At 63.6% G+C, this 16725-nt stretch carries 14 protein-coding genes; 11 read left to right on the top strand and 3 right to left on the bottom strand.

What is annotated here, in order from left to right:
- Nucleotides 1-59 precede the first annotated feature (59 nt).
- Nucleotides 60-1448 (bottom strand): MFS transporter, encoded by a 1389-nt coding sequence (locus AC2IR1_RS05160; RefSeq protein WP_486475208.1) that lies wholly within the window; start codon nucleotides 1446-1448, stop codon nucleotides 60-62.
- Between the two features lie 91 nt (nucleotides 1449-1539).
- Here AC2IR1_RS05160 and AC2IR1_RS05155 point away from each other — a divergent pair, with 91 nt between their 5' ends.
- The 11 genes from AC2IR1_RS05155 to AC2IR1_RS05105 all read left to right on the top strand — a co-directional run bounded on the left by AC2IR1_RS05155 (nucleotide 1540) and on the right by AC2IR1_RS05105 (nucleotide 14321).
- A complete protein-coding gene (locus AC2IR1_RS05155; RefSeq protein ID WP_486475207.1) occupies nucleotides 1540-2442 on the top strand; it encodes a LysR family transcriptional regulator in 903 nt (300 codons plus the stop codon).
- A gap of 158 nt (nucleotides 2443-2600) precedes the next feature.
- The gene (locus tag AC2IR1_RS05150; RefSeq protein ID WP_486475206.1) at nucleotides 2601-4322 is read left to right on the top strand and encodes an ABC transporter permease; all 1722 of its coding nucleotides are present in this window, start codon (nucleotides 2601-2603) and stop codon (nucleotides 4320-4322) included.
- 53 nt (nucleotides 4323-4375) lie between these two features.
- Nucleotides 4376-5470, top strand: coding sequence for an ABC transporter ATP-binding protein (locus tag AC2IR1_RS05145; RefSeq protein ID WP_486475205.1), 1095 nt, complete (start codon nucleotides 4376-4378; stop codon nucleotides 5468-5470).
- Between the two features lie 42 nt (nucleotides 5471-5512).
- Nucleotides 5513-6562, top strand: a complete 1050-nt coding sequence (locus AC2IR1_RS05140) for an ABC transporter substrate-binding protein (RefSeq protein WP_486475204.1) — start codon at nucleotides 5513-5515, stop codon at nucleotides 6560-6562.
- Between the two features lie 129 nt (nucleotides 6563-6691).
- Nucleotides 6692-7591 carry a nitrilase-related carbon-nitrogen hydrolase gene (locus AC2IR1_RS05135; RefSeq protein ID WP_486475203.1) on the top strand — a complete coding sequence of 300 codons (900 nt, stop codon included), beginning with the start codon at nucleotides 6692-6694 and terminating at the stop codon, nucleotides 7589-7591.
- 125 nt (nucleotides 7592-7716) lie between these two features.
- Nucleotides 7717-7938 (top strand): hypothetical protein, encoded by a 222-nt coding sequence (locus AC2IR1_RS05130; protein ID WP_486475202.1) that lies wholly within the window; start codon nucleotides 7717-7719, stop codon nucleotides 7936-7938.
- Nucleotides 7935-9341: an amidase gene (locus tag AC2IR1_RS05125; protein WP_486475201.1), complete on the top strand. Its 1407-nt coding sequence runs from the start codon at nucleotides 7935-7937 to the stop codon at nucleotides 9339-9341. Before AC2IR1_RS05130 ends, AC2IR1_RS05125 begins: the two co-directional genes overlap by 4 nt.
- Before the next feature lie 158 nt (nucleotides 9342-9499).
- A complete protein-coding gene (locus AC2IR1_RS05120) occupies nucleotides 9500-9793 on the top strand; it encodes a helix-turn-helix domain-containing protein (RefSeq protein WP_486475200.1) in 294 nt (97 codons plus the stop codon).
- 971 nt (nucleotides 9794-10764) lie between these two features.
- Complete coding sequence (locus tag AC2IR1_RS05115) at nucleotides 10765-11841, top strand: DNA cytosine methyltransferase (protein ID WP_486475199.1); 1077 nt, start codon at nucleotides 10765-10767, stop codon at nucleotides 11839-11841.
- Nucleotides 11842-11907: 66 nt separating this feature from the next.
- Nucleotides 11908-13317: an ATP-binding protein gene (locus AC2IR1_RS05110; RefSeq protein WP_486475198.1), complete on the top strand. Its 1410-nt coding sequence runs from the start codon at nucleotides 11908-11910 to the stop codon at nucleotides 13315-13317.
- Nucleotides 13314-14321 carry an O-methyltransferase gene (locus AC2IR1_RS05105; RefSeq protein WP_486475197.1) on the top strand — a complete coding sequence of 336 codons (1008 nt, stop codon included), beginning with the start codon at nucleotides 13314-13316 and terminating at the stop codon, nucleotides 14319-14321. Before AC2IR1_RS05110 ends, AC2IR1_RS05105 begins: the two co-directional genes overlap by 4 nt.
- Nucleotides 14322-14949: 628 nt before the next feature.
- Here AC2IR1_RS05105 and AC2IR1_RS05100 read toward each other — a convergent pair.
- Both AC2IR1_RS05100 and AC2IR1_RS05095 read right to left on the bottom strand, forming a co-directional pair.
- Nucleotides 14950-15315, bottom strand: coding sequence for a hypothetical protein (locus AC2IR1_RS05100; RefSeq protein WP_486475196.1), 366 nt, complete (start codon nucleotides 15313-15315; stop codon nucleotides 14950-14952).
- Between the two features lie 115 nt (nucleotides 15316-15430).
- Complete coding sequence (locus tag AC2IR1_RS05095) at nucleotides 15431-16597, bottom strand: MFS transporter (protein ID WP_486475195.1); 1167 nt, start codon at nucleotides 16595-16597, stop codon at nucleotides 15431-15433.
- Nucleotides 16598-16725: the final 128 nt, after the last annotated feature.

Below are 16725 nucleotides of genomic sequence, written 5' to 3'. Positions count from 1 at the left end.
CGCCCCGCGGGGCGGCGTTTTGCGTCTCTGCGGTCATGATGGCGTGCCGCCCGGAAGCGTCAGGTCAATCTGGGGACCCGGCAGGTCAGAGCGGTGAGCGAGGCAAAGAGCGCGATCAGCGCGTAGCTGGCGAAGAGCACTACGAAGACGGTCATGCCATGATCCAGCACCGGAAGGCTGCCCGATGTGCCCTGCTCCGCAGCGCCGAGGCCACGGAAGTAGATGACGGCTCCCAGGCCCGCGCCGAGACTGGCACCGATGGTGCGGCTGAGTTGCAGGAAGGCGGAGGCGCGGCCCAGCATTTCCGCCGGTGCGCCGACCTGCATCGAGACCTGCACCACCCCCATGGTGGAGCCCATGAAGAGCCCGTTGATGCCCATCCAGATCGTCACCTGCATCGGGCTGAGGTAGCGGAAGGCGAAGGAGAAGCAGAGCAGGAAACTGGCCACGGTCAACAGGCCCAGGGTGGGGAAGATCATCGTTCGGCCGCTGCGACGCACCATCTGCCCGGTGATGATGGAGCCGATCCCCACGGCACCCAGTAGCGGCATCATCATCAGCCCCACCTGTTCCACCGGCAGGTCGTAGACATGGCGCAGCAGGACGGGAAGGAAAGAGCTGAGGCCGGTGAAGACCGCGCCATAGCAGCAGACGATCAGCCCGCTGCGCCAGACGATCGGGCGGCGCAGCAGTTCCGGCGGGATCAACGCATCGGCGCTGCGGCGTTCGATCCAGGCGAAGGCGGTGCCGAAGGCCAGCAGGCCAAGCGCCCAGAGCGCGGCGCCTTCGCTGTCGCCCGGATTGCGCAGGCTTTGGGTCAGGCACATCAGGCAGGTGACGGTGCCGATCAGCATGAGCGCGCCCGGCCAGTCGAAGCGCAGCGGACCGGCGTTTTCCGCGCCGCTGTCCTTGGGCGCCAGCCAGAGCATCACCACCGCCACCGCCGCCAGCGGCAGTTGCAGCAGGAAGACGGACTGCCAGCCGAAATGCCCAATCAGATAGCCACCGACCGCCGGTCCGAAGGTATTGGCAAAGAAGGCCACGGCCACCAGGTAGCCTTGGTAGGCGGCGCGCACCCGCGGTTCGATTTTGCGCGCCAGGAAGGCCTGCGGCAGGGCGATCAGCCCGCCGCCGCCGATGCCTTGGACGAAACGCGCGCCCACCAGCGTGGCGAAATTTCCGGCCTGGCTGGCCAGCAGGCTGCCGCAGGCGAAGATCACGATCGCCACGATCAGCATCCGCATAGCGCCGAAGCTGTCGCCCAGCCGGCCATAGACCGGGCTGGCGACGGCGGCCGCGATGAAATAGGCCGCCAGAATCCAGGCCATGGCCGTTTCCACCCCCGCCAGACGAGCGATGCTGGCCGCCGAAGTGGCCATGATCGACTGCTCCATTCCCGAGATGAACACCGGGATGGCCGCGAGGAGAATATAGTGGATGGGTTTCATGGGCTGCTCGTTCTGGTGCCGACTGGCGCGGCTTGCAGGCCCAGCGATAGCTGCTATGGAAAACAAAACGGTATGCCCGTTGGAGATACCCATGGCCCTCGACAGCACCCAGCTCCGTTATTTCCTCGAAGTGGGCACCCTTGGCAGCATCAAGGGCGCGGCGGAAACCCTGCATATCACCCAGTCCGCGCTGAGCCGCCGTATGGCGAAGCTGGAGCACGATATCGGCCGACCGCTGTTCGAACGGTCGCACGAGGGGGTGACTCTGACCCCCACCGGGCGGCAGCTGATGAGCCATGCGATCGAGCTGACCTCGCTGCTGGATCGCATTCGCCGCCTGGGCGACGGGCCGGAGGCGCCGGTAGAGGCGCAGAGCACATTGCGGCTGGGCATGGTGTCGTCGATCTCGTCGCTGTTGCTGGAACGGATCGTGCTGGAATATGCCCGCGCACGGCCCGACGTACTGTTGCAGGTCGATGGTCTGGCGGATCAGGCGCTGGAGGCGCTTGGGCTGAACATCAAGATCGGCCGGACGGAGATGCCTTCCCCCTCGGTCATGACACTGCCGATCTGGCGCGAGACCCTGCTGGTGGTCGGTCCCGCCGGGGCGAGCCTGCAGGACCTGCGGGCCATGACCTACGTCGAGGCCGCGCGCCGGTCGGAGGTGCGCGAGAGCATCGGTCGGGTCCTGGCGGAGTTCGCGCTGGTGCCGGAACGCACGGTTGCGGTCTGGCCCGCAGCGGATTCGCTGCGCCTGCTGGACAAGGGCGCCTATGCGGTGCTGCCCTATTCCCTGCTGGCGGCCGCTGGCGCGTTGGAGAAACATGCCGTTTTCGCATCGCAGCAGGTGCGCGTTCCGCTGGATCTGCACGTAAATCGGGCAGCGATGAAACGTCCGGAAATCAAGGCCTTGATCCCCGTGATCCAAAGCGTGACCCAAGATTTCTTGACCCGCGACCAGAGCGGTTTCCTGGCTGGCGCCATGGCAAGCTGATCCGCCCGGCTGTCGACGCACAAAAATTAATCAGATACTCAGCTTCTAGGCCAAACCGTTCGGAAACCTGGCACGGCGGGCGGGGGTATGCCTACACGGCATATCTTACCCGCCCTACATCCGTGGCTTGGATAAACTGAAATTGATGGAGACCCCCCTTGTCGCAGTTTGTCAGAACGCTGAAACGCATGGGCCCCGCGGGCGGGCTGTTCGTTCTTGCGCTCGCCGTCCTCGTGTTCATGCCCTTCGTGACCCTGCTGCTGGGGTCCTTCAAATCTACGCCCTTCGGGGAATGGACCTTCACGCTGGAGGGCTTTTCCAACGTCTTCGGATCGCTGAAGACCTACGAAGCGCTTGGCATCTCGATCTTCTATTCGGTCGCGGTGCTGGTGCTGGCGATCATCGGCGGGCTTGGCTTTGCCTTTGCCACCGCCCGATCGCGGGCGCCGCTGGTAAAGATCCTGCTGCCCGCCATGGTGGTGGTCGCGGCCATCCCGCGGCTATTCTTCGGCCTGAGCTGGGGCATGATCGGCAACCCGCGCACCGGCCTGATCGCCAGCTGGCTGCGTGAAATCGGCATCATGATGCCCGACTGGATGACCGCCTACAGCATCGGCGGGTTGGTCTTCGTCACCGCTCTGAAGGTGACCGCCGTGGCCTATCTGCTGTTGCTCGGCCCGGTGATGCAGCTGGACCGGGGCTTGGAAGATGCCGCTGTCATGTCCGGTGTCAGCCGGGGCAAAGCCGTGCGCCTGATCTCCATCCCGATGCTGACACCTGCCCTGTTGGCCGTGGCCATGCTGATGTTCGTCGAGGGCATCCAGGTCTACGACTTCCCGGCGCTGCTGATTTCTCCGGCGGGCTACGAGACCCTGTCGACCTCGGTCGATGCCTACCTGAACAAGGAAATCACTCCGCAGTGGTCCTCTGCCTCTGCGCTGTCGCTGATCGTCATGGTTGTGATCGCGGCCCTACTGGTGGTGCAGGCACGGATGACCCGGGGACGGGAGTTCACCTCGATCGTGGGCAAGTCGCGGCAGGCGCCGCCGACCACGAAGCAGCGCGGCGAATGGCTGGTGTCGCTGGCGATCGTCATCTACCTGCTTTTGGCCCTGGTGCTGCCGCTGGCCCAGATGGTGATCGGATCGCTGCAGCCCTATTTCGGCATGTACGGCACCTATACGGTGGCCAACTACGTGGCGATCCTGTCGGATGCCGTGCAGGTGAAGATCCTGCTGACGACGCTGGTCATTGCCTCGCTGGGCGGTGTGGCCGTCGTAGCGCTGGCCTTCGTGATGGCCTACATCATGAGCCGGTCGCGCGTCGGGTTCCTGACCGGGGTGGTCAAGGTCGCCTCATGGGTGCCGGCCACTGCGCCGGGGATCGTGCTGTCGCTGGCCTTCGTCTGGACCTTCACCGGCATGCCGGGGCTGCGGGCGCTCTATGGCACCAACACCCTGCTGTTCGTCGCGCTGGTGGTGGCACACCTGCCGCTGGCGGTCCGCGCCTGCGAAGGCATCCTGGCCCAGGTCAGCACCGACCTTGAAGATGCCGCCAAGATCAGTGCCGCCAGCCCCGCGACCGTGGTGATGAAGATCACCGCCCGCCTGTCGGCACCATCGCTGGCCGCCGCCTGGGTTCTGGTGAGCCTGGCCATCGCAGGCGCACTGGACGTGCCGCTGCTGCTGCAGAGCACCTCGAGCCAGACCGTTTCGACCTATGCCTTCTCGCTCTATGCCAACGGCGAGGTCGCGCAGGCTGCAGCCTTCTTCCTGTCCTACCTTGTCCTCTTCGCCGGGCTGACCGTCGTGCTGGCGCTCCTCGCGCTTGGCCAACGAATGATCCGCCGCCAGGCCGGTATCGTCCCGGCGGCCGCGTGATGCCCATGTCCACCGTTGCCAGCGTGCCCCCCGTTTCCAGAAAGACCGACCCCATGATGATGTCCCAGGTTGACGCACAGACCACCAGCATCCGCATCTCCGCGCTGCGCAAATCCTATGGCAAGACCGAGGTCCTGAAAGGCATCGATCTTGATGTACCCGCCGGCACCTACCTGTGCCTGCTGGGCCCGTCGGGCTGCGGCAAGACCACGCTGCTGCGCTCCATCGCCGGGCTGGAACACCCCGACCTGGGCGTGCTGGAAATCCAGGGCAAGACGATGTTCTCCGAAGCGATGGCGGTGCCGGTTCCGGCCGAGAAACGCGGGCTGGGCATGGTCTTCCAGCACTACGCGCTGTGGCCGCACATGAAGGTGCGTGACAACATCGCCTTCCCGCTGCGCCAGCGCGGCGCCTCGAAGGACACCGCCGAGACACGGGTCATCGAACTGGCCGACCTGATCGGGCTGCGCCCGCTGCTGGACCGCTTCCCCGGCCAGCTGTCGGGCGGGCAGCAACAGCGCGTGGCCCTGGCCCGCGCCCTGTGCGCCGAACCCCAGATCCTGCTGCTGGACGAGCCGCTGTCGAACCTGGACAGCGGACTGCGCAAGCAGCTGCGCCGCGAGCTGCGCAATATCCACGACCGTCTGGGCATGACCTCGGTCATGGTGACCCACGATCAGGAGGAAGCCATGGCGCTGGCCGACATGGTGGCCGTCCTCTACCAGGGCGAAGTGGTGCAGTACGGCCCGCCCGAAGTGGTGCTGAACAGCCCGGCCACCCGCTATGTCGCGGGCTTCGTCGGCTATGACAACATGCTGGAAATCACCCCCGGCGCGATCGGTGCCGATGGCAAACTGGCCTTCACCGTGGGCGGCGAGGCGGCGGAGATCCTGTCGGCCTCCGACCTGCCCGAGGGCCAGACCGCGGCGCTTGGCCTGAAGTCCGAGGAGCTGCGCCTTGCCCCCGACGGCGAGGGCCTAACCGCCGTCATCGACCGCGTCACCCGCCTGGGTCCGACGGCGGAAGTTGAGATCACCGTGCATGGCCAGCCCCTGATGGTGGCCCAGCCGGTCAGCGCTGGCGCCCTGCCGAAGGCCGGCGACACGATGAAGCTGCGGCTGCCCGAACGGGCGCCCGTGCTGCCCTAACCCCAAGACGAAGAACAACTCCTCCCAACAGAAGGTCCGAACATGTCCCTGCTCCGCAGCACCTCCCGCATCGCGGCGACCCTTGCCACCCTCACCCTCGGCGCGCCGCTGGCCCTGGCCCAGCCCGCCAATGAGGATGCGATCCTCGACGGTCTCTACAAGGCCGCGACCGATGCCGGCGAAACCGAGCTGGTGGTCTACAACCCCAATACCAACGCCAACAAGCCGATCTTCGACGCCTTCTCCAAGCGCTTCCCCGAGATCGCGATCACCGGCGTCGACCTCTATGGTCCGAAGCTGACCACCCGGCTGGAAGCCGAGGCCGCGTCGGGCAATGTTGCCGCCGACGTCGTCTATACCACCGCCAACGAGATGCCCGGCTATGCCGAGCGCGGCTTCCTGGTGTCCTACATGCCCGAGCTGGCCGAGGGCCTGGAGGAGAAGTACATCGGCACCGACGACATGTGGCATGACTGGACGCTGACCGTTGGCGGCATGTTCTACAACAAGGTCTACCTGAAGCCCGACGAGGCCCCCAAGGGCTATGCGGATCTGACCGACAAGAAGTACGACAAGGCGCTGTCGATCTCGACCCTGCAGAACGTCTCGGGCACCGGTCAGGCGCTGACCACGCTGACCCTGAAGGGCACGCTGGACCGCGCCTTCTTCGAAGCGCTGGCCGCCAATCACCCGGTCGTCAGCCAGGCCAACGCCCAGGCCATCCAGGCCGTGGCCACCGGTCAGGCCACCATCGGCCTGGACGTGCCCTATCACTTCTTCAAGGCGGCCATCGCCAAGGGCGCGCCCTTCACCTTCATCTGGCCGAAAGAGGGCGTGATGTCGATCCCGCTGAACGAGGCGCTGGTCACCGACGCCCCGCACCCCGAGGCCGCCAAGCTGTTCATCAACTGGCTGTTCAGCAGCGACGCACAGGAACTGCTGGCCGAGATCGGCATGCAGAGCCCGATGCCCGGCGCCCCCACCGTCAAGGATGCCCCCGAAGGCGTGACCTTCAACGTCATCGACTGGCGTACCCTGGTGGCCGAGTACCCGGCACAGCTGGAAATGTACAAGGAGGTCTTCGCCAACTGAGGCGAGACCCAAGACCGGGCGCCCGCAAGGTGCCCGGTTTGACGGAATGGGTGGATCGCGCTCCCCGGTCGTCCCCACCCGACTTGCCGCCGGACCAAGGTCCGGCGGCCTTTTCAAGGAGATACCCCAATGAGCGAGCGGATCGTCAAGGTCGCCGCCGTCCAGAGCGAACCCGTCTGGTTCGACATGGCCGCCACCACCGAAAAGACCGTTGCCCTGATCGCCGAGGCCGGTCGCCAGGGCGTGCAGGTCCTGGCCTTCCCCGAGGTCTGGCTGCCCGGTTACCCGGTCTTCCTGTGGCTGGGCGATGCCGACTGGCAGGCCCCCTATCGCGAACGCTACCTCGCCAATTCCCCCGTGCTGGGCGGGCCGGAACATGCCGCCATCGCCGCCGCTGCCAAGGACCATGGCGTCGAGGTGATCCTGGGTGTGTCCGAGAAGGACGAGAAGGGCCGCATCTACATCGCCCAATGGGTGATCGACGCTGAGGGCGAAACGGTGATGACCCGCCGCAAGCTGAAACCCTCCAGCTGGGAGGGCACCTTCTATGCCCCCGGCAACCCGGAAGAAAACCTGAACGTGGTCAGGACCGCCACCGGCACCATCGGCTGTCTGAACTGTTCCGAGCACAAGCGGCCGATGCTGCTGCACATCATGTTCGGCAAGAAGGAAGAGATCCACGTCGCGTCCTGGCCCGCGCTTGGGCTGGTGCCCAAGGTCTATGCCATGGGGCCGGTCGCCAACATGGGCGTCACCTCCGCCTATGCCAACGAGGGCGGCATGTGGGTTCTGGGCGCCACCCAGGTTCTGGGCAAGGAGATCGTCGCCGAATTCTCCGACACCCCGGAGCGGGCCGAGAAGATCAGCGTTGGCGGTGGCGCCAGCCGCATCTTCACCCCCACCGGAGAAGACGCCGTGCCGCCGCTGCCCCATGACACCGACGGGCTGCTGATGGCGGAGATCGACCTGGACAAGGTGCGCGCCAGCTACTTCGACGCCGATCCGCTGGGCTATACGCCGGTCGATTGAGATCGTCCTACCGAGACCTGAGGACCGCCGCCCGACCGTGCGCGGCGCGTCATCGTCTCTCTGCATGGCGCCGGCCCGAGGGTTGGCGCCATGCTCCCCCGATCATCCTGTCACCGGAGCCTCCCATGTCCGACACCCCCCCTCTTCCCGGCGTGCCCCTTCCCGGCGCAGATGCCTATGACCTGCTGCTGGACCGTGCGGGCGTGGCAGGGTTGTCGCCCGAGGACCGCGCGCTGCTCTACCCGGTGCTGCCGATGATCGACGCCAAGATCGCGCTGATCCGCGCGCGCGCCGCAAAGACCGATGGGATCGCCCCCACCAACCCCACCGGAGGCGCCGCGCAATGACGACCATGCCCGACACGCTGACCGCCCTATCCGAAGCGCTGCGGAGCCGCCGCCTGACCTCGGTCGCGGTGACCGAACATTACCTGGCCCGTAGCGCCGAGGTGGAAGAGGCCGTGGGCAGCTTCCTGACCATTGACCGGGAAGCCGCCCTGGCCGCCGCCGCCCTGGCCGATGCCCGGCTGGACGCGGGCCGGGACGTGACGCCGATCACCGGCATCCCGTTGGGGGTGAAGGACATCATCGACGTCGCCGGGCTACGCAGCACCGGCCATTCGCCGCTTTACGCGGACCGGGTAGCCGGAAAGGACGCCTTCGTCATCGCCCATCTGCGGGCGCAGGGCGCGGTGATCCTGGGCAAGACCGCCACCAATGAATTCGCCATCGGCGCCCATGGCTCCGACGCGATCCAGCCCAATCCGCGCAATCCTTGGAGCGCGCGTCATGCCACCGGCGGATCCTCCTCCGGGTCCGGCACGGCGGTTGCGGCGGGCGAAGTGCCCGGCGCACTTGGCACTGATACTGGCGGATCCGTCCGCGTGCCGGCGGCGTTCAACGGGATCGTCGGACTGAAGACATCGCGCGGGCTGGTCAGCCGCAGCGGCGTGATGCCCCTGTCCGAAGGCATGGACAGCGTCGGCCCGATGGCGCGCACCGCCGCCGATGTGGCGCTGTTGCTGGATGCGATGGTCGCCGTCGATCCGTCAGAGACCGCGCAGCGCCCGGCCGATGTGCCCAGCTACCTGGAGGCCAGCGCCACCCTGCCGCAGGACTGGCGGCTGGACCGGATGACCGGGTTCGACGCCGGGCTGGTGCCGGACTACCGCAGCCGGCTGGACCAGGTGGAAGCGCTGCTGCTGGGCCTTGGTGCGACGGGTTTCGACAGCGGGTTCGACGGGCTGGAAGACATGGACGCCGCCAGCGCCCTGATCGCCACCGCCGAAAGCTGGCACCTGCACCGCGAGCGGCTGGCCGCGACGCCCGAGCTTTACGGTCGCGATGCGCGGGTGCGGCTGCATATCGGCGCGCTGATCTCGGCCGATGATTACCTGCTGGCAAAGCAGCGGGCCGCCGCCTGCACCGCGCAGTTCGCCGCCTGCCTGCCCGGCAACGACATCCTGATGCTGCCGATGGCCAGCGGCCCGGCGCCCGCGAACGGGCCGCTGGACCCCGAGACACTGGGCTATGGCCACTGGCAACACGTGGGCACCAACGGCTGGGTCAATGCCCTTGGCGCACCGGCGATCTCGGTCCCCTGCGGGCTGGTGGACGAGCGGCCGGTGGCGGTCCAGCTGGTTTCGGTGGCGGGACGCGAAGCGCTGCTGCTGGCGGTGGCGCGTGCCCTGGAGACTGCGCTGTCGGAGGCAGGCCTGGCCCTGCCGCCGCTTGACGCTCCGCGCCCCTGACGCGATGTTGCCAACCGGGCGGGGACTCAAACGGATAGGTCATGCCGCGCTCCATCGACCTGACCCCAAGCGATCTGCACCTGCTGTCGGACACGGTTTCCTTGTAGTTCGATGGCGGCACCGACAGTGCGGCCCAGCTGACGGCGATGGAAAACCTTATGATGCTGACCCGCGCCGATGCCAGCGTGTCCTTCCTTTGGTCGGAGGAGACGGGGACCTATTCCACCCCCGCCCACATCAACGTAATTCCGCGCCACGCCGCCTTTTACGAGGCCGAGTTGCAGATTGCCGAGCTGATCACCAAGGGCCCGCCCGACAAGGAGATCGCCCGGCGCACCGGCAGTTCCTTCAGCAACGTTCGCACCCGCATTGGACGCATTTTGGCCAAGCGCGATTGCGCCAACCGCTATGAGCTGGCGGCCTTCGTGGCGCTCAACCGGCTGCTGTCCTGACCACCGATCTGCGAACGGGGGGCAGGACATTGTTTCAGTCCAGCGGGCGCCGCAGATGCCAGGCCGTCTGCCGCTGGCAGGCCAGTCCCAGGCGCAGCAGCGCCTCTTCCCCGCCCTTGTTGCCGACCAACGGCATCCCCACCGGACGACCGTCCGTACGCCCCCCGGCCAAAAGACGCGGAAATCAGTGCCCCCAGAACGCACTCGTTCCCCTGCATGAGCCCCTCGGGCTGCCTCGCCGCAAGCTCACTGGAAGCCAATCAAGGCCATGATCCCTTCGCCGTCCGAGGCCTTCAAAAAACAACAACAACCAAGACACCACCCCTCAACGTGAATAGGAGACTTGCGAGTGTCGGGGTGCGAATTACCCCCGTTACAGGATCCTATAGGAAGGACCCGCTCGGGTTCCCCGCGAGGCACGGACAGAGATCATGCAGGCGGCGGCTTTGCGGAGGAAGCGAACGTCGCCGGCCAGACACCCCCAGTCGCGCCGTCCGGCGCTCCCGGCCCACAGCCGACCTTCGTGCCAGGCGTGCCTGACGGCTGGCCTCAGCCCATCCGCGACATATGTGCAGGATGCAGCATGACGCCAGGCGCCTACGCGAAGGGCGGGAGAGACGACACTTGCTGCGTCAGTCGCGAACCGCAGTGGATGCGTAGCTTCGTGATCTCGACTCATTTTGCCACGAAGGCTTGTCTGCATGACGCCAGTGTGGTCAACCATAGCCAAGTTCCGCAGACGTTCGAGCGCGTCCAAGTTCACATTCAGCTAGGATGTCCAGTCCACGAAAGGGACGGCGGGCGAAGCAGGCATTTCCAGGGCGAATTTGCACAGGTGGCTAAGAAGTGGACGCATCACTGAGCCACCGAGGGACAGAAACGGGTGGCGGATCTTCTCCGAAATGGAAAAGTCTGCGATAAATTGTGAGCCGAGAAGGCATCATGAGGTACGGTCTGGTGGGTATCCAAATATGAAGGTAGTCGATCTTTTTTGCGGTACGGGCGGCTTCGGGCTTGGAGCTCGAAACGCCGGATTTGAGGTGCCGCTCTCCATCGATCTAGATCCGATCCTGACCTCGTCCCATGAGTGGAACTTCCCCACCGGCAAACTCAAACTGGCGGACGTCTCACTTATTGAAGGCGCGGCTATCGTCGAAGCTGCAGGCGGAGTGGTAGACGGCCTGATTGGTGGCCCTCCCTGCCAAGGCTTCAGCCTAATGGGAAAGCGCCAGGCCGACGACCCGCGCAGAAACCTAGTCGATCATTTCTTCCGACTTGTAGCAGAGGTTCAGCCAACTTTCTTCGTGATGGAGAACGTCCTAGGCCTTATTCAGGGCGACGCTTTGGAAGTACTGGCCTCGGCAATGAATCGGTTGCCTGAAGAGTATGGAGTTGTCGGTCCGATTATTCTAGATGCCGCTGATTTCGGCGTGCCTACATCTCGAAAACGGTGCTTCGTAGTCGGCATTCGCAAGGAGCGTGGAAACGTTGCAGCGTTAGAGATCGCCTCAAGTGCGCCGAAGAGTACGGTTGCCGATGCGATTAGTGACCTTCAACACGTGCGTAGCGTGGGCGTGGATGATCGCGGCTTCGATTTGGGCGAGACGGAGCAGGACGCCACCGTGTCGGCATATGCAAAGGCTCTGAGGACGATCAACGGACAATCGACGGGACACCGCCGAACGGTCCACACCGAACCGGTATCGAAGCGCTTCGCAAAGGTCCCACAAGGGAAGACGGACCCTGTTGGCAGGCATCAGCGCCTTTCTTGGAATGGCATCTGCCCTACCCTACGAGCGGGCACGGGAGCTGATCGGGGGTCGTTCCAGTCCGTTAGACCATTGCACCCGGCTCAGCCTAGAGTGATCACAGTACGAGAGGCTGCGCGTTTGCAGGGCTTCCCCGATTGGCATCTATTCCATCCGACCATTTGGCACAGCTTCAGAATGATTGGAAACAGCGTTTCCCCTCCGGTCGCAGCGACGGTGCTAAAAGAGATTGGTCGGATATGCGGTTTCGAGGCGCTGCCTGCGCTGGCTGCAGAATAGCGTGAAGCGCCTTGCGCTATAGCTACGTTCCGATAAGTTCGAAGAAGGAGATGGAAGGCGAGCTGTATGACCAATGAACGGATAGCGGAAACTAGACCGTCAAAGTCTTTTTTCGTTTCAATGCTCACGCGCGACATCGATCTTCGGGATGCGATACTCGACCTATTGGACAACTGCATTGATGGTGCAGTGCGATCAGGCGCCGCGGAGAATGTAGGTGATTTCCCCTACAGAGGCTATCGGGCTGAGTTAACGCTTTCGGCAGATCGTTTCGCTCTAGTCGATAACTGCGGCGGGATACCGATAGGCACTGCGCGAAAGCGAGCCTTTCGACTGGGCCGTCCGCCGACGGAAGAACCTTCTGCTGGAGACGGCAAGACGGTTGGAGTCTATGGTATCGGGATGAAGCGCGCGATCTTCAAGATGGGGCGCGATGCGACTGTTAGATCGACTGGGGAAGATCCCTTCGAAGTAAGGATTGACGCAGATTGGCTCGAATCCGACGATTGGAAGCCGCTGGAGTTGGCGGAATTCGAACCTGATCTGAATGCTGAACCAGGTACCCAAATCATTGTTGAAAGCCTGTACCCTACCGTAGGTCGCGACTTGGGTTCCAGGGACTGGATCGAGCGCTTCCGCAAATACGTCGCGGACCATTACGCGTTGATCATCGCCAAGGGGTTCGAGGTCGTAATTAAGGCCGAAGGTGTCTCGGAAGTGCCTGTTCGGGCGGCGGAGTTCGCATTGGCGGTCACTGGCGATCTCGGCGGCGGCGGGGTGCAACCTTTCATCTATCGGGGTGAGGTCGAAGGTGTTTCGGTAAGAGTGATCGCCGGGCTCCTACGCAAGCCACTCAACTCGAAGGAGATCGAAGCCGCAGACAACGAACACGCGGAAAAATCTGCGGCCGGCTGGACCATCGCTTGTAATGATCGTGTCGTAGTTTCACGAGACCGAACTTTCCTTACAGGTTGGGGAACCGGGGGGGTAGCGCAGTACCACGGGCAGTATTCTGTGATCGCGGGAATCGCGCTACTTTACGCTGACGACGTGGAGAAACTGCCGTTGACTACCACCAAGAGGGGCCTAGACGGATCTTCAGCCGTTTACGCGCGTGTATTGGATATAATGCGCGATGCGACGAAGAAGCTCACTTCTTTTACTAACAACTTTAAAACCGACGAAGACAGAAAAGAGCTTCTTGAGGAAGCCCCACCGAGGCCGTTAGCGGAGCTGCGTGCGTACGAAGGCCTACGCACGGTTACGCATGGCAATCTAAAGGGGTTCGAGATTTCCGTACCGGATCTTCCGAAGCCTTCCCGGAAGCGTCGCGCTCCACGTGTTTCTTTTGAGGTTGCTAAAGCCGAGCTGGATGCGCTTCGCGAGTTTTTCGAGAACGATGATTTGACGGACAATGAAGTGGGTCGTTCTTCGTTCGATTACGCTTTGGATGCGGCGGAGTATAGCAACCGATGAACGCGGGTGCAGTCGTTCCTTATCACCTTCGTACCGCGAAGATGGCGGATCGTAGCTTCTTCGTGGAATTGCTCCGACGTCTAGAGCGGATTATTCGATTGGACGGTTATGTCTATGCATCGATGGGTGGCTACCCGATGGCTGACCATCATCGCGTTCACCGAATGCTCGGACTTCAACGCCTTTTCTGCTTCGACGAAGATCCGAAAACAGTCACGCGGCAAAAATTCAATAAGCCCATACCCGACTGCCGCTGTGTTGAACTAACTACTGCAGAATTCTCCTCCGATCCGGACCGAGCCTACAGAGAAGCGGGAATTCATGGAAGGCAGGGCCAAATTGTATGGTTGGACTATGTCCGACCCGCTGATCTGGGGCAAAACGTCGAGGAGTTCGTAAGTCTGCTGCGAAATTGCGAACATGGCGATGTCGTAAGGATTACGCTCAACGCGAACGAGAAGGCCATCAAAGGCGGCAAGGAGGCACTTCCCAAGCCTGAGAAGCTCAGAAACCGCTTTAGCTGGATCAAGGAGCAAGTTGGGCAGTACGTTCCTGAGGACGCTGAGCCGAGCAATCTGACTGAAAGCGGATATCCAATATTGCTTGCGAGAATTCTCCGAGCTGCAGCTGCTGACGCGCTCGGCGACGGGGTTGTGAGACCTCTTTCTCTCGTGCGCTATGCGGATGGTCATCAGATGCTCGCAGCGACTATGATCGTGGATGAAAGAGACCCAGACCGGATCATCGATCTGGAAAAGCTACAGAGTTGGTCTCTGATCTCGTCGAGGTGGACCGAAGTTCACCCATTGCGCATAGCGACGCTCACTTCCAGGGAACGAGAACTCGTTACGCGCCTAGTTCCTTCGCTTAGAGCAGAGAAACTCGCAAGTGATCTACCATTTGATCCGTTCGACGGAGCCATGACAAAGATGCAAATGGCAGAACACTTCAAGAAGTACCAAGATCTACTCAGGTTCTATCCGGATGTCCTCGTGTTGGAATGAGTCCCACTCCTCCGGTCGTGCGCTCTTGAGTATGTCCGTTAGTGGCACCCGCTGGGCTTCCCAAGTTTCCCTTTCTGAAACGACCAGACGTCCCTGCGGTCTTGTCGATGACCCTTCCTGAGTATTTCTTATGGGGAGTGAAAATTGACGACCCAGCTGCCGGACCGCCAGCGTTCAGAATAAGCGCCAAGCGCAGCTTCCTAGACCGACGAGTGAAGAATTCGCGCGCGGCTAAGGACTAGTTTCAGCTCCTCGTGACGACGTCAAACGTCATGCTAGACCTGCCGCGACCAGCTGAGAAGGTGCGAAAATTCTAAGCCGCAAGCGCCGAGGCACGACCTGCTGCAAGTCCGCTTCCTGCGCCTGCCGGACACTCTTGGGCCGGACACGAACGGCGCTTGCCCGCGCGCAGCGGTTATCGGTCCACTGAACAGCGAACTTCCGCTTTCCGCCCCCTGTGTAGGTTGCGCCCCATCCAGTTGCGCGATCCTGGCTGAATGTCCGCTTCCAAGTTCTGGCGAGGGTGCGTTCGCGCCTGCGGCGAACTTCCGCCCCCCGCCCAAAGGGCGGTTTCTGGAAGTTCGCCGCAGAGGGCAGGAACGGCCGCAATGCGCAGGCCCCGGTCAAGTCACCCTTCGAGAAGGTCTGGCACCCGCAGGTCGAGCGGACGGAGGTCGATCTGGCGTAGGTCAGTATTATCACCTGCTTCCTGCGCCATAACGCTACCGGGTCGAGCCGCCGCCTGCTGCGCGCCGGCCTGCCCGGCCAGCGCCACCTTCCGGGCCCGCCGCCCGACCTGCTGCACCTGGACGCCCTGGCGCGCGAGATCGCCCGCGTGCACCGCGGCACCGCGCCCGAGGGGCCGTTCCGCGACACACCGCTGCCCACGCTCGATTTCAACGCGGTCGGGCTGCTGTATTTTCCGATCATCTCGAAGATCCCCGAGATGGCGCGCCCGTCCGGCGTTCAGCCACGCAGCCGTCTCCTGGTTCACCTAAGCAATATCGATCCGGGCGACACCCATCTCTGTGGCAGATCACGGCGGCGATCCGGTTCTGACCGCCGCCGGGTCGGTGCTGGGCGTCACCCACAGCGGATGACGAGCGCCCTCAACCGTGGCTGTGTGCCTGGGTTCGCGAGCGCGCGCCCTGCACCAGCACCAACACCAGCGGAATCGCAAAGACAACGGCACTGGCCATCGGGATCTCCGGATAGTCGAACCCGGCATTTAGGACAGCCGCCCCCACGACGGCTCCCAGGCCGTTTCCAAGGTTGAAGGCCCCGATATTGACCGAAGAGGCCAGCGTGGGCGCATCCTGTGCCGCGCCCATCACCCGCATCTGCATGGTGGGCACCAGCGCAAAGCACAGGCCGCCCCAGATGAAGAGCAAGACTAGCGTCGGGATCAGCTGGTTCAGCACCAGGTTCAGCGCGATCAGCAGGACGATCAGCGACACCAGGGTGACGATCAGCGTGACATGCAGCGACTTGTCCGCCGCACGGCCGCCCAAAGAATTGCCCACCGTCATGCCAAGCCCAACGATCACCAACGCCAGGGTGACCATCTGGGCACTGACACCGGTGGTGTTCTGCAGCATCGGCGCAACGTAGGTGAAGACGGTGAATTGCCCGGTCGAGGTCATCACGGTCATGCCGAGGGCCGCCAGAACGGGACGCCGCAGCATGACGCCGATCTCGGCCTTGGCGTCCACGCCTTCCTTGGCCGGGATATGCGGCAGGACGCGGGTCAGGGCCAGGGCCGAGACCACGCCAAGGGCGGTGATCACCATGAAGGGCACACGCCAGCCGGAGTATTCGCCCAGGTAGGTCATGGCGGGCACGCCGGCGACATTGGCCACGGTCAGACCCATGAACACCGCCGCAACGGCGCCGGCCTGGCGGTTCGGCGGCACGAGGCTGGCGGCAACCAGCGCCCCGACCCCGAAGAAGGTACCCTGGCACAGCGCGGTGATCACGCGCGCCACCAGCAGCACCTCGTAGCTGGGCGAAAGAACCGCCAGCAGGTTGCCTGCGGTCAGTAGCAGAGCCAGCAGGACAAGAAGACGGTTGCGCGCCATCCGTCCGGCGGCCAGCGTCACCACCGGGGCAAAGATCATGACGCCGAAGGCATAGGCCGTGACGACCATGCCTGCGGTCGGGATGGAAATGCCGAGATCATCGGCGATCACCGGCAGAAGACCCATCGGAGAGAACTCGGTCAGACCGATGGTAAAGGAGCCTAGCGTCAGTGCCGCAAGGGCTGGATTGAACCTCATGTGATTTCCTTCATGTCACGTGGATGCAGTCGGGCCACGGCCCGGCAAGAAGCATGTGCCGGGTATGGACCAGTCCGGCGTCGCGATGTAGGCCGTCGCCAAGCAAACGATTTTTGAGAGTAAGTCAA

The organism is Pseudooceanicola sp. NS-SX8, assembly GCF_057380755.1.
Note: the sequence above shows the minus strand (reverse complement) of the source record. Positions and strands in the feature narration are given on the sequence as shown.